Source organism: Oribacterium sp. NK2B42, from assembly GCF_000424445.1.
Taxonomy (GTDB): Bacteria; Bacillota; Clostridia; order Lachnospirales; family Lachnospiraceae; genus Oribacterium.
This window is the reverse complement of record NZ_KE384191.1, coordinates 1-14360: the sequence shown is the minus strand read 5'-3', so window position 1 is coordinate 14360 and position 14360 is coordinate 1. Positions and strand designations below refer to the sequence as shown.

9 protein-coding genes are annotated in these 14360 nt (G+C 44.3%); 2 read left to right on the top strand and 7 right to left on the bottom strand.

Going from position 1 to position 14360, the window contains the following annotated elements; translation table 11 throughout:
• Positions 1 to 324 precede the first annotated feature (324 nt).
• A complete protein-coding gene (locus G625_RS0117050; protein ID WP_029202061.1) occupies positions 325 to 693 on the top strand; it encodes a hypothetical protein in 369 nt (122 codons plus the stop codon).
• A gap of 274 nt (positions 694 to 967) precedes the next feature.
• Here the strand turns inward: G625_RS0117050 and G625_RS0117045 are convergent, their stop codons facing one another.
• The 5 genes from G625_RS0117045 to G625_RS0117025 form a co-directional block, all read right to left on the bottom strand.
• A complete protein-coding gene (locus G625_RS0117045) occupies positions 968 to 1336 on the bottom strand; it encodes a DUF1667 domain-containing protein (protein ID WP_029202060.1) in 369 nt (122 codons plus the stop codon).
• A 13-nt stretch (positions 1337 to 1349) separates the two neighbouring features.
• Positions 1350 to 2618 (bottom strand): NAD(P)/FAD-dependent oxidoreductase, encoded by a 1269-nt coding sequence (locus G625_RS0117040; RefSeq protein ID WP_029202059.1) that lies wholly within the window; start codon positions 2616 to 2618, stop codon positions 1350 to 1352.
• On the bottom strand, positions 2615 to 4060 hold the full coding sequence (locus tag G625_RS0117035) for an NAD(P)/FAD-dependent oxidoreductase (protein WP_029202058.1): 1446 nt from the start codon (positions 4058 to 4060) through the stop codon (positions 2615 to 2617). Before G625_RS0117035 ends, G625_RS0117040 begins: the two co-directional genes overlap by 4 nt.
• Before the next feature lie 27 nt (positions 4061 to 4087).
• Positions 4088 to 5581: a glycerol kinase GlpK gene (glpK, locus tag G625_RS0117030; RefSeq protein WP_029202057.1), complete on the bottom strand. Its 1494-nt coding sequence runs from the start codon at positions 5579 to 5581 to the stop codon at positions 4088 to 4090.
• Positions 5582 to 5894: 313 nt separating this feature from the next.
• Positions 5895 to 7757, bottom strand: coding sequence for a hypothetical protein (locus G625_RS0117025; protein WP_029202056.1), 1863 nt, complete (start codon positions 7755 to 7757; stop codon positions 5895 to 5897).
• 314 nt (positions 7758 to 8071) lie between these two features.
• On the opposite strand from G625_RS0117025, the gene G625_RS0117020 reads away from it, so the two are divergent.
• On the top strand, positions 8072 to 8680 hold the full coding sequence (locus G625_RS0117020; RefSeq protein ID WP_029202055.1) for a hypothetical protein: 609 nt from the start codon (positions 8072 to 8074) through the stop codon (positions 8678 to 8680).
• A gap of 272 nt (positions 8681 to 8952) precedes the next feature.
• Here G625_RS0117020 and G625_RS0117015 read toward each other — a convergent pair whose 3' ends face one another.
• Positions 8953 to 11625, bottom strand: coding sequence for a leucine-rich repeat domain-containing protein (locus G625_RS0117015; RefSeq protein ID WP_029202054.1), 2673 nt, complete (start codon positions 11623 to 11625; stop codon positions 8953 to 8955).
• A 97-nt stretch (positions 11626 to 11722) separates the two neighbouring features.
• A complete protein-coding gene (locus tag G625_RS0117010) occupies positions 11723 to 13432 on the bottom strand; it encodes a hypothetical protein (protein WP_198014937.1) in 1710 nt (569 codons plus the stop codon).
• Between the last annotated feature and the right edge of the window lie 928 nt (positions 13433 to 14360).

Sequence of the window (14360 nt, the reverse complement as noted above, 5' to 3'; positions counted from 1 at the left end):
ATATTATTAATTTAGTTAAGAAATCTGAACACAATAATTCGTTTCTAAATTACTATATATAGTATTTCGTGATAAAACATTTGATTTATAAGTTTTATATTAATATTGGAATAATTATTCTGTGAAGATTTAATCCGGATTCTGATTCGACAATATAAGGTTTAGGATTTGCCAATATAAGGTTTAGAATTTGACAACAAATGGATAGGTTCGGCCTCGAATACGATAAAAACCATCTCCCGGCATGACTCAGGATGGATATTACTTGACTTGAAGTCAAAAACAAAAAGCCGGTGGGTTGACTTCAGATGGATAAAACGGGATATGGAGTCAATTAATATTAGTCAGTGGATTGACTTCAGATTGACAAAACCGGATTTGGAGTCAATGAAAGTAAGCCAATGGAATGACCTCAGATGGATAAAACCGGATTTGGAGTCAATGAAAGTAAGCCAGTGGAATGACCTCAGATGGATAAAATCGGATTTGGAGTCAATGAAAGTAAGCCAGTGGAATGACCTCAGATGGATAAAATCGGATTTGGAGTCAATGAAAGTAAGCCAGTGGAATGACCTCAGATGGATAAAACCGGATTTGGAGTCAATGAAAGTAAGCCAGTGGAATGACCTCAGATGGATAAAGCCGGATTTGGAGTCAATGAAAGCAATCTTAGGTTTTGATTCATATTTATAAAACCGTGTGTGGAATCAACGAATAATAACTCTATGGTTAACTTCATTATCAAGATAAATGAATTGCAGTCATTGAAAAGTTTACAGATTTTTGACCCACTTGGATAATAATCAGTTCTGAATCAAATCTAATTTGGAACTTATGATCTTTGTTTAAGAAAGTGTGGACGTGGTGATGATTTTCAACAAACAAGGTTCTCGTGGTTTTAATTTAAATAAACAGGCTCTGATTCACACATCTTCTTCTATGTGCAAATCAGAGCCCGTTTAATTATTTAAGATATTTTTCTGATGTCGCGTGTTGCGATTACAGCTACGCCGGTGCCTGCTGCATTCTCGATGAGAACGTCACCGATGCTGATTGGTGCCTTGCAAACTGCGTGGTTGATGTCCTGCATTACTGCGAAGATTTTGTCCTTTGGAATGTCATTTGCTGTCTTGCAGGAAACTCTTTCCTTGTCACCTTCTTTAACTGCTATGGTTGAAGTCACGATCCTGGTAGGATTTGTAACCTCTTTTCTTGCATATATGTCACCTCTCTTGCAAGTGTTTCCTGCTACTGAGAGAACTTCTCCTTTATCCATCTCGACTGTGAGCTGGCAGCCCATGGGACAGCCGATACAGGTCAAATGTCTCTGCTCCATAATTCTATTCTCCTTACTCTTTTTCAATCTTGATGGTTATGGTCTCCATCTCAGGTCTTGCCAGCAGGTCTTCCTTTTTAACAATGATCTGCTCCATCTCGCCCGGTGCCAGAATCTGGCGCTTTCTGTGCTGAACTCTCTCATCTCCATAATATACAGAAACGTAGGAATCCTTATATACATCACCGACACGGAATCGGACTGTCAGATTCTCATCCATACGGCCCGGATCGATGGTTGAAGGAACTGTGTATCTTGCACCATCGGTTGCAGCAAGCTTAATGAGCTTTCCTGAAGCATTTTCGTCAAGCTGTCCCTTTACATACTTCACAGCGTTTTCTCCGGCACGTCCGGCTTCCTCGGAAACGTAGTCAACGAGGTCATGAACATGAAGAACGTTGCCACAAGCGAAGATACCGGGAACATTGGTCTCGAGGCTCTCATTTACAACAGGGCCTGAGGTGATGCGGCTCATTTCAATGCCGGCGGACTGTGAAAGCTCGTTCTCAGGTATAAGTCCGCAGGAAAGAAGAAGTGTGTCACAGGTGTATCTCTCTTCTGTGCCGGGAATCGGCCTACGATCAGGTCCAACCTCAGCGATGGTTACAGCTGAGATATGCTCCTTGCCTTCGATGTCTATGACTGTGTGTGAAAGCTTGAGAGGAATTCCGTAGTCGTCAAGGCACTGTACGATGTTTCTCTTGAGTCCGCCTGAGTAAGGCATAAGCTCGGCAACAACCTTTACCTTTGCGCCTTCAAGAGTCATACGGCGTGCCATGATGAGTCCGATGTCTCCGGAACCCAGGATGACAACTTCTCTTCCGGGCATGTAGCCTTCGATATTAACAAGTCTCTGTGCGGTTCCTGCTGAGAAGATTCCGGCGGGTCTGTAGCCCGGGATATTGAGGGCTCCTCTGGGACGCTCGCGGCAGCCCATGGCGAGGATAACTGCTCCTGCCTGGATCTGGAACATTCCGTCTGTACGGTTCATGGCTGTGATGACCTTCTCTGGTGAGATGTCCATGACCATGGTGTTCAGTTTGTATTCAATGTTAAGATCCAGGGCCTGCCGGATGAAGCGGTCTGCGTACTCGGGACCTGTAAGCTCCTCTTTAAATGTATGAAGACCGAATCCGTTGTGGATACACTGATTAAGGATTCCTCCCAGCTCTCCGTCTCTCTCAAGGATGAGAATGCTGTCGCAGCCGGCTTTCTTTGCGGCTACTGCTGCGGCGAGACCTGCGGGTCCTCCGCCGACTATTACGATATCTACATTATTCATTCTGCTACCTCCTTGGAGTGCTCAAGCACTATGTTTGACTTTCCGCCGCTCTTTGTGATCTCTGTAAGTGGAAGTCCAAGCTCTCTTGCAAGGATATCCATTACACGGGGACTGCAGAAACCTGCCTGGCAGCGTCCCATTCCTGCTCTGGTTCTTCTCTTTACGCCGTCCAGTGAACGTGCGCCGAGAGGTCTGTGAATGGCATCAAGTATCTCACCCTCTGTTACAGACTCGCATCTGCAGATGATCTGACCGTATGCAGGATTCTTCTTGATAAGTTCATTTCTTTCTTCTAATGAAAGCTTCTTAGGATCAAGCACGTCTTTTCTTGTTGAGATCCAGTTTTCCTTTGCTGTAAGGTTCATCATGTCACGGAGCATATTTCCGATATACTCTCCGATTGCCGGTGAGCTTGAAAGTCCCGGTGACTCGATACCTGCGCAGTCGATGAAGCCCGGTGCATCCTTAACCTCTCCAAGGATGAATTCCTGATGATCTTCATGAGCACGAAGTCCTGAGAAGGAAGTGATAACACTTCTTAACGGAAGGTTCTTTACATTCTCAGAAGCCTTGGCTGTTATCTGATCCATTCCAAACTGAGTTGTGTTTGTTGCATCCTTGTCATCCTGGTCGATGGCTGTAGGTCCTACAAGGAGATTTCCATGTACTGTAGGTGCTACCAGAACACCCTTTCCGAATTTATTGGGCTGAGGGAATATTGTGTGACTTACGTGATCCCCTACTGTTCTGTCAAGGAGATAATACTCTCCGCGGCGCTCTATGATATGAATCTTCTCTTCGCTTACCATGTTGTGGAATACATCTGCGTAAACGCCGGCTGCATTAACAACATATCTTGTCTTGTACTCACCGTTGTTGGTGCGGAGATGCCAGAGACCATCAGTACCCTTCTTGATCTTCTCAACCCTGGTATTGAAACGGAAGTCAACGCCGTTAACATTGGCATTCTCTGCCATGGCTATGTTCAGCTTGAATGGGCAGATAATCCCAGCTGTCTCTGCGTAAAGAGCACCCTGAACGTTGTCGGAAAGGTTCGGCTCCATTGCGAGAGCTTCTTCCCTGCTTAAAAGCTTCATGCCGGGAACGCCGTTCTTAACGCCCTTATCGTATAGCTCCTTGAGTCCCGGAAGCATTTCTTTATTGATACATACAACCAGGGAACCGTTTCTCTTGAAAGGAACATCCAGATCCTTGCAGAGCTGATCCATCATGTAATTTCCGCGAACGTTCATCTTTGCCATGTTTGATCCCGGCTCAGCATCGTAGCCTGCGTGAATAATGGCGCTGTTTGCTTTTGAAGTACCGCAGCATACGTCCTCTTCCTTATCGAGAACACATACTTCAACATTGTAGCGGGAAAGCTCTCTCGCCACGGCCGCACCGGTGACACCTGCACCGATAATGATCACATCGTAAGTCATGATTTATTATCTCCTTATAAATAACTATTATCTCTTGTCCCAGCCGAAGGTGGCCTTTACTGCCTGATTCCATCCGCGGATTTCTTCTTCTCTTTGTTCCGCTCTCATCTCGGGTCGGAATTCCTCATCTATCTGCCAGTTCTTCTTGACGTCTTCCTTGTCCTTCCAGAATCCGGTTGCAAGTCCTGCCAGATAAGCGGCTCCCATGGCTGTGGTCTCTACACATTTAGGTCTGTGTACCGGAGCATCGATGATGTCTGACTGGAACTGCATCAGGAAATTGTTCTTGCAGGCACCGCCGTCAACCTTAAGTGAAGTAAGGTGAATGTTGGAATCCTTTTCCATGGCTCTCAGCACGTCATTTGTCTGGAAGGCTAATGACTCCAGCGTCGCTCTGATGATGTGGTATTTGTTTACTCCACGGGTAAGTCCTGTGATGACGCCTCTTGCGAAGGGATCCCAGTAAGGTGCGCCAAGTCCTGTGAAGGCAGGTACCACATAGCAGCCGTTTGTATTCTTAACTCTTGTGGCGAAGTACTCGGAATCTGCCGAGCTGTCGATGACTCTAAGCTCATCTCTCAGCCACTGGATGGCAGCTCCTGCTACATAAACTGAACCTTCCAGAGCATAATTTATTTTTCCGTCGATTCCCCATGCGATGGTAGTGAGAAGACCGTTCTTTGAGAATACCGGCTTCTCGCCTGTGTTCATCAGCATGAAGCATCCGGTTCCGTAAGTATTCTTGGCTTCTCCGGAATCGAAGCAGGTCTGTCCGAACAATGCACACTGCTGGTCTCCGCCGGCGCCCGCGATCTTAATGGGGCCTCCGAAGAATTCGGGATCTGATTCTCCGTAAACGCAGCTGCTGGGCTTAACCTCGGGAAGCATGCAGCGTGGAATGTTAAGCTTCTGAAGGATCTCATCATCCCAGTCAAGAGTATTGATATTGAAGAGCATGGTTCTGGAAGCATTGGAATAATCTGTCACATGAACCTTTCCCTTTGTGAGCTTCCATATGAGCCAGGTGTCTACTGTTCCGAAAAGCAGCTCTCCTTTTTCCGCTCTTTCCTGTGCATTCGGCATATGGTGGAGGATCCACTGAAGCTTTGTGGCTGAGAAGTATGGGTCAATGATGAGGCCGGTCTTCTTCCGGAAACTTTCCTCAAGTCCTTCCTTCTTCAGTTCTTCAGCTGCGTCGGCGGTTCGACGGCATTGCCAGACGATTGCGTGGCATAAAGGCTGACCTGTGAGCTTATCCCATACGATAGCGGTCTCTCGCTGGTTTGTGATACCGATAGAAACGATATCCTCGAAGGTTGCTCCGATCTTCTGCATCGCGTGTCTCGCTACAGAAAGCTGTGACTGCCAGATCTCACCGGCGTCATGCTCAACCCAGCCAGGCTGAGGGAAAAACTGTGTGAATTCCTTCTGCGCTACCGAGCAGATATTTCCTGCTTTGTCAAAGAGGATGCAGCGGTTACTGGTTGTACCGGAATCCATGGCCATTACGTATTTAGACATTTATATATTCCTCCGTTAAAGTTACTTATAAGATTCTTTTACTAACATCAGCACGATACGGCATGTTTTACCTCGTTTTGGGCACAAAAAAGAGTACAGCAAGTAAACAGCCTTCATAAACTGCTTACTGCCATACTCTCTACTCTCCGTGGCAAAATATTTATATATGTATACTAGCACTTTAAGACAAAATGTACAACAGGAAACAGCATAAAAGCCAAAAAAATTTTCAGCTGTGTTCGTGCCTTATACATTTTACACTAAAATGCCGGTCAAAGCCAGCAGTTGTCGGTTATGCCCGCTTCCATGGCCATTACATATCTCTTTTGGTGCCACGTTTTAACATATCAGCTTTTTTTCTCACTTCTTCCGGTGTGATGATGACAATGTTCGGAGCTTTGCCCTTAACCTCCTCCAGTGAAGCTTCATAACTGTTTATGAAATATTCGATGGTTTCACGCATTACCAGCATGGCGGAGCTGATATCGTTTTCGTATACGATCAGGCGACTTTCAGCCATGGCACGGGAATCGGCATGACTTATCTTGTTCCTGACTTCTCCCAGGTGGTAATAAGCATAAAGAACCTTCTGTACACTTTCAATGCTGCTGCAGGCAGTATGTCCGGCTATCTTATCAGGTGTATCATCATTGATGGACCCGGTTCTGATGCCGGCATATATCAGGTTTCTGTCTTCATCTTTTGTACCCATCAGTCTGACGGCATCACGGTCATAATTTTTGATGAAATAGTGCTCTATATCATCAAGCTTATAGTATTCATATGGTTTCATTTCCAGACGCCGAAGCGCCAGGATCTTGATGATATCATCTGCCTTTGTCTCATCATCACAATAAAAGAAAATACCTGAGCTTACAATGTTCGCAGGAGCGTGGGCTTCGATAAGAGTCAATACCTGCTGATACAGCTGGTGTTTATATGCCCATTTTATAAGCTCCAGAAACTTAATGCTGCCGTCACCCTCCAAAAGGTTCTTATAATCTGCCTTGATGCATCCTGCTATCATTCCAAACAACAGTCCGTACTCGCCTTCATCCTTCCATGATGCTTCATCCCGGAATAAGCTGCGGAGACGGTCAATGCCCTCCTGAACCTCAGGAATGTTGCACATGGAAATGCCTACGTCCACATGTCTTGCCCCATAGATAAGTTTACTTATCCTATCATCCTGTCCTCCTGAATTCTCCCAGAATTTCACAAGCAAATCCGTTTTACTGTAGTTGAGAAATGCGTGGGCGGCTGTGACAAGCTCCGTGGATTTTGAAATTACAGTGCTGTCTTCTATCTGCCCCGTCAGGCTGTCGCCGGATTCCGTCACCTTGTAAATCTTCTTTAATTGAACATTACTTCCGGGAGTCGAGATCAGGATGTCAAGCATGTTGAGAAGGATCTGACCGTCTATTGCGGAATCATTACCAAGAGAAACATATAGATTTATCTCATCTTCTCCCTCAGTATCCGCAGGGTCAGTGTTGAGTAGTATGCTGACCCAGTACTCACGTTTTTCAAGCATCTCCGCCGGAATATATCTGAATGAAACACCCTCATTTATCTCAAGACACTCAAGCTTTGAAGATGGCTTTAACTGTGTATAAAGATAATATTTAACCCACTGCATTGTGTGTCCCGATTCTTTGTCGAGGTCCGGGAATTCATTAAAAAGGGCAGAGCAGAACTTCTTGTATAAAACCCGGTTCTCTGAAAGCTCATCAAAAAAACGGTTAAGACGTTTAGTCTCACGTTCCGAATACTGCTCCTGAAAATCTCCGATAAATTTGATCAGCCTGTTCCTGACTTCCTCCGGAAGTAAGGTATCATAAGCCTTTTCGTCCGGACTGATTTCATCTATGTACCGAGCCAAACGACACTTGTAAAGATCCAAGGCCGACAGTCCGGAGCCTTCCTCCTGCGAAAGATTCTTTGAATCCTTCAGCCTTATGCTCTTTTGGCTGTCCATGTCACCTTGAAGTACTTCATCACCTATGATCAGTATCTCCTCAACAGGAACTCGGGCCAGCATTAACTTTGTACCCGCCTCAATACTCTGCAGAGCTTCACAGTAATCGTAACCGAACTCATTCCTTGCAGAGTAATATCTCGGACTTCTGTCATTCCAGGAAACATCCAGTGTGGTAAGCAATATATTCTTTTTCACCTTCACACCTCCTCGTATAATCGGTATATGCCTAATATACCAATGTATATTTGTATGTACAAGTCAGAGGGGACGGTTCTAACCCATCTTGATTTGTAGGTCTGTACAATAATCGAATCCGAATTCATAAAATTCCATATATGGTCTAAATTTAGACTATAGGAAAATTTCCATTTCTCAGCTATCATCTTTCTGTAACACAATCAGGAAAAAATTCTGTCACGTTCTGTGATGTATTTCACCCCTAACATTTGCACATTGTATCATCTAAATAATGATGATAGAATCAAAATAAAAGAAAGATAATGTAATGAATGATTTTAAACAAGGCAAACAGTCCTAAATCTGATGGCATAAAAGTTGATAACATTACTGTTTCCCTTGTACATGAGGGAAAACCGGTCAAACTTATAAAGTGGTTTAAAGATAATGGATGTAAAATTTTAGAGAAATATCCCGGAATATATTATGTGTCCGGGAACAAAATTCTTTTTCCTCTGCAACTTATTGTTTCATCCAGACTCAGTGAAAAATCACACTATTGGCTCAAGTCACTAACAAGTAAAATGAATTTAGAAACCGGAAAATGTCTGGTGCTGTCTGCTAATAGTCTCTCCGATAAGGATGATAAAGAAAATGCCGACTCGGTTATACGATTAGCTTTAGCTGAAAATCCTGACATTTTTAGACATTTTAAGGAGGTACCTGATATGTATGAAGCTCTTATGACTTTAATGAAACCAGAATTTGACGAAGCCTTATCTAAAAGTAAAAGCGACAGCATTATGTCTTTATTCAATAAAGGTCGTCTCTTAGAAGAATATGCGGCCGAAGAACTGGATATGCCTGTAAAACAATTTCGTAAAGCATACAAAGAATGGCTCGCAAAGAAACAGGATAAGACAACATCTCCAGTTTCATAAGACTAAATAGGTATGCTTTTTCTTTGAATTCTGCTTAAAAAAAGCCTCTCTCGTCTTTTCAAACGAGAGAGGCTTTAAACGTTTTTAAATTATATTCTATCAACAATAAAATCCGGTGTATCTTTTACCACTACAGAAGTAACTCTTAGAAAAAACTCCCCTCCGGATCTTAGGCCTTTGCCTGAATATCCGGAGGGGAGTGTGTTATACAGAAGAGGTTTTATAATCAGATACAGGCAGCTTGCCTCAGACTGTAATCAGATACCGGAGGCTTACCTCAGGCTGTAATATGTAAAGGTCGCTCCGCCCGGTATGCCATGGGCACGCAGGCTGTCCTCCAGGCCGGAACGCTGATCCTCAGGGATAGAATCCGGCAGATGTACGGTCACATCCTCAGGGATACCTGCAAAGGTATCAGGCTGATAGTGAGGAACTCCGTCTATGGCATTCCCGTCATCTATCTCATCCATGATGGCAGTAGTAAACCATATGTCCTTAAGAGCAGTATTTCCTGCAAGGATCCTTGAACCGATTCCGTCTCCACACTGACCGCGGAAGTAGGCAGAAGTAAATGTAGAATCCTTGAAGGCTTCATCCGCGATTCCATATACATTGCCTGTCAGCCACCAGCCATCTTCTGTATACATATGATAGTTAGGGATACCAAGCTTATCGCTGTTGCCGTGATATCCGGTTATAATTCCCGGATTGATACAGTCAAAGTCAAAGGTGCTGTCAGGGATGAAATCTCTGGAAGAACCCATCCATGCAATCTCCGGATATCCGATAGAAAGCAGGTACTTATCAAGATTATCAGACTCTTCAATGGTTGCGTCAGACGGAAGGTAGATCTGATAATCGAAGCTTGTTGCATCATAGAAATTTCCCTGAATCTGTGAAGCAGGGTCATAAACATCATCGAGATACAGACAGCTTCCTTCAAGTTCCTCATGATCTGAGAATACATGCTTATAGGCATCTTCCAGATATACGTAGTCAGCCTGTATTGCGCGCTCGCCTATCTCTGCCTCAGGACAGAGGATGATGATGCAGGCAGCGCCAAATGTTGCATGGTCACCGATTTTTGTTACTGTAGAAGGAATGACAAGAGTGTCCAAAGTTGTGGAGTTGAAGCAGCCATCAGGAATCTCGGTGAGACCTTCCGGAAGATTTATACACGGAAGTCCGAACATGGATGAAAATGCACCTTCACCTATGGTTGTCACTGTCTCAGGAAGTTCGATCTTCTGGATGTTGTGACAGTTTACAAATGCTCCCTTGCCAAGTTCTTTAAGGTCTGTCGGCAGCTCTATCTCAGAAAGCGATGCTCCGTCAAAAATATAATCAGCCGAAAGGATCGCACCGTCTGCAAAACTTATCTTATCAAATCCGCTTTCATCAAATGCGTGATAATCATATTCTGCGGCGCTGCCTTTAAATGTTCCTGTGCCGGAACCTTCATAAGCACCGGATCCTACATAAGAAACACCATCAGGCAGTACTACATCCTTAAGGTTAGGGCAGTCACGGAAAGCGTATGGATATATGAAGTTCAGGGTTTCGGGAAGAACGACCGTTTCGAGATTTGCACATCCGAAGAAAGCATTGCCCTGGATCTCGGTGACGCCTTCAGGGATAACTATCTTCTTGATGGAAGTATTATCCTTAAATGCATTAAATCCCACGCTGACTGTGTTGTAATCACCGATAACAGAAGGGATAGTTACTTCTTCATCAGTACCGGAGTATGACATGATACTGCCGCCGTCGGAAAGAAGACCGTTTACTTCTGCTGTACCCGGCTGGTGCCATGCCTCAGGATCAAGTTTCACAGAATTCATCAGATCCACAAACTGTTCGTTGTCGAGGAATGCTTTGAATTCCTCAGGACCGAAGCTGTTGTTGGAAACATGAACACAGGCACACATCCTGTCACTGAACTTTGAGAACAGGTACATGGAGTAAAGGATGGTCGGTTCATCAGCGCCTTCTTTTTCAAATATATGTTTTGCGATGACACCGAGCCAGTCATTGCTTCCATAGGTACGGCTGAACTGATCCCCTTCGTACATATCTGCATGATGCTGAGGATCCGGGTTGTACTGTGTTGTCATGGTGATACCGCCGGTGAGAGCATTGGAATGCAGATTTGCCACCATGGAATTCTCGCCTGTTTTTACGGGCCAGCGGGCAGGGAAGGTGGCGGTGATGCCGTTTACGGAATATTCATTGCCATCCGCGGTCTTTATACATTCAAAACTGTTCAGTACGGCACGAAGCTTACTGTTATACAGGTAGTGATAAATGTTTGTATCATCGGTTGGCTTCAGCGCTTCCAGACGGATATGCATGCCCAGCCATTCTCCTACCAGGGTTTCGCCGTAATCCATGACGATATCAACAGCAGGTGTATCACTTTCGTTGGAAGGGTGGAGCCATCCCTTTCGTGTATTATTGGCCCACACCCGTACAGGGAATCCTGCCAGAGTCCCTGATACGTCACGTGACCAGTCTGTTTTTACCTCGTTTCCGTCGTAGATAACAGTATTACTCACATTGTTTATTATGTTGTTAAGTGAGAAATTATCAGGGCGGAACATTAGTTTCCACCCATCTTCTTCATCGGTCACTGTAATGTGCCCCATGTTTTCCCCTTTGCCTTCATTAACAGCGCTGACGCCTTCAGGCAGCCGGAGTATGAGATTTTCATCTTCAAACACCTGCTCTGTCAGGGCATAATCCTTGTTTATACCCGGAATAGGTGATGCGGGATCAAGCTCGTTTTTTGCAGGCTCTTCCTCCACAAACGGAGCTTCAGTCTCGGCAGAGGCGGTAGTTTCAGGCGTATCGGTAGTTTTAGGCGTATCCTGTACAGGCTTTTTGCTGCAGGCCGCAAGCCCGATAGCCGTCGCGCAGAGAACAAGGATCAAAGTTTTTTTCTTCATAATGCATCCTCTCTATTTTTGATGTTTATCAAGCACCGCTAGTATCGATGGGGTCTGATAAACAGTTTACAGTTCCGTATATAGCATAAAATCTTTATCATTTAAATTTTATGGAATTGAGTATCCTGTCGCCCATGCTTCCTTCGCTTGTATCTATGCGAACTATACCTATGGATACAGCGTGAGAATCATCTATCTGAGCGATATACTCGGTCCACTCATATCCGATATTCTTGTAGGTTCGTCCGGCAAATTTGATGCCTCCTATCTCTCTTTCATCGATATCCTTATAGTTTTCAAACTTATCCTTGTAGAAATCAAATTTTGAGAGTTCAGGATCCACCTTGAACTGTATGAAGCCTGCGCCAAAGGTATTGGGATCTTCATTTTCTACAAGATGATCCTTGTTTTCATCATATGACCATCCGCTTTCCGGAATCTGCATACTGACGGTTATCGTGTCTTCGTCGTGTGCAAACGGGTGAATATCTACAGAGAAGTCTTTCATCTTCATGTTTGCTGCAGCTGCCTTGTCGGCTTCATTGGCTGCCGCCTGAACCTCCTCAAGATACCTGCTTTCAGCCTCTGATGCGCTGAAGCCGCTTGAGTTGAAACCGCTGACTGTGTATACTCCGGGTGCATTGTCAGGATCATCCTCCTCAAAGTTGACATAAATGAAGTGATTCTCATCTTCAGGAGATATCCAGAAGTAGTAGCGTTTGTTTACCTTCATATGCTCGGAATACTCTTCCTTGTCAAACTTTCCTTCGACACCGAACTGCTTTACGAGATCCTCATAAGTGGTATGGAAGATATCCTTTGCTACCTTGTTCATCCATACATAATCCTTTTCAAGCTCCTCTTCACTTCCCACAACTCCGTCACCGCCGGTGGCAGTTGAAGTATCGACAGCCTCCCCGGATTTTGAGTCAGAGCCATCAGCGGCTGCAGAAGCTCCGCTGTCAGTCGGTCTGCTGCCTGATAACACCAGCTTTTCGCCCTCAAGATCAAAGGTTATGGTGTCACCGTCTATGGTTCCTGTCATCTTTTCATCCTCAGCAGTCAGTGTGATGACATCATCCTCTATAGTGTAGGTTCCCGGCTGGTCTTCGCCGTCCTCGATGAAATGCATACTGCCGTCAGGAGAAAGCCTGAGCATGATCATTTCAGATGCTTTATCAACAGTTGTTCCTGTCATCTCCGCAAATTCCTGAATGGACATCGTGTCAAGCATGGTGAGATAATAAGTACCGGAGACTTCACCGGAATCAGAGGAGCTGCTGTTGCTGCCAGTACTGTCTGCAGCAGGAAGGCTTCCCTCTCGCATCATAGTGTAGTAAACGCCCTGCATATCGAGATTAAGTGTGTCACCTTCAAGCTTATAAGTATATTTTGAAGTGCCGTATACTGTGATCTCTCCGGGTTCCCATGTGATGTCCAGCATATTTTTGAAAAGATTAAATTTTCCTGTGCCGTCCTCATAGAGCTCAAGCCATGTGTCTCCCATGCCGGCCTCTGCAAGCATGCCATGATCTACCTTATTGCCGTTGGATTCATATTCATAGATTACATACTTCCCTGCATCTCCGGCTGCCTTGTCAGCTTTCATTTCAGAAGCCTTCGCTGTTTCAGCAGAAGCCTTCGCTGTTCCGGCAGAAGACCTTGCTGTTGTCTCAGCTATGACAGCCGCTGCAGCTGTTGTGGTTTCCGCAGGTTTATCTCCGGAGCCGCTGCAGCCGTTTAAAGAAAAAAACGCAGCAAGCAATGTCACAGTCAGCACATACTTGTTAAACGATTGTTTCATCATACCCTCCTCATACTACTCATACTCTCTTGCTTTATACCTGTACGCTTAAAAAGATCAGAAATTTTGTAAAAAGCATACAATTTATAAATATTAAAGCCTACTTCCTTTGTACATTATACCATAAAATTAGAAAATGATTTTATTTAAAATCAAAAAAAAGATAAAATATCCGGATTTTAGTAACAATTCACAGGTGAATGGTATTTAGTTTGCTAGCCGCAAATAGTGGAGGAAGGAAAAATAAAGAGATTATAAAGAGATTATTATTGGAATTTACTAAGGAATGGTAATTGTTCGGTTGAACAGACAGAACGTATGTGCTATATTAAAAAAGCGGTTCATCCGCTTTACAAGTACCCATGACGAGGTGGTAATCTCCCGAGCCATATTATAAGGTGCTCCATTATTTGGATGTCACTGTGGAAGGGAGGTGGCGCACATGACGGACTACGAAATCTTAATGATTATGCTGACTTTGTTGGCATTGCTTTTTACGGCTTGTGGTTTCTTACTGGCGTTGCTTAGCTTTCTTGATAAGAGAAACAACAAGCGAAAAAAATAAAGCCTCTCTCGTCTGCAAACAAGAGAGGCGGCTCTCACTGAGAGCTAAATAACATCTAATGGGAGCATCCACTTTGGAGTGGGTACTTTCCTTACTGATAAATATATCATTTGTGATTATAATTTTCAATAAAAAGCCAGAATTTTAGTTCTTGAGCATACACTATTTGTAACAGTTCAGCCGGCAATGGTTCGCGAAGACCGTGGTCGACTTTTTTCCCCACCATCTGGAGTTATTGGAACCACTGATTGACCTTAAAACTCAGAATTCAGAATATAAGTCAATGTAATCTGCCATTCAGAATGACCCAAATCCTGATTACCTGAAATTGAGTCAATGTAACCTGCCATTCAGGATGACCCAAAT

What these genes read in the sequence shown, in the direction of transcription:
- G625_RS0117035 (WP_029202058.1), bottom strand. Translation starts at nt 4,060, where the DNA reads ATGACTTACGATGTGATCATTATCGGTGCAGGTGTCACCGGTGCGGCC.
- G625_RS0117050 (WP_029202061.1), top strand. Translation starts at nt 325, where the DNA reads ATGGAGTCAATTAATATTAGTCAGTGGATTGACTTCAGATTGACAAAA.
- G625_RS0117010 (WP_198014937.1), bottom strand. Translation starts at nt 13,432, where the DNA reads ATGATGAAACAATCGTTTAACAAGTATGTGCTGACTGTGACATTGCTT.
- G625_RS0117015 (WP_029202054.1), bottom strand. Translation starts at nt 11,625, where the DNA reads ATGAAGAAAAAAACTTTGATCCTTGTTCTCTGCGCGACGGCTATCGGG.
- G625_RS0117040 (WP_029202059.1), bottom strand. Translation starts at nt 2,618, where the DNA reads ATGAATAATGTAGATATCGTAATAGTCGGCGGAGGACCCGCAGGTCTC.
- glpK (WP_029202057.1), bottom strand. Translation starts at nt 5,581, where the DNA reads ATGTCTAAATACGTAATGGCCATGGATTCCGGTACAACCAGTAACCGC.
- G625_RS0117020 (WP_029202055.1), top strand. Translation starts at nt 8,072, where the DNA reads ATGATTTTAAACAAGGCAAACAGTCCTAAATCTGATGGCATAAAAGTT.
- G625_RS0117045 (WP_029202060.1), bottom strand. Translation starts at nt 1,336, where the DNA reads ATGGAGCAGAGACATTTGACCTGTATCGGCTGTCCCATGGGCTGCCAG.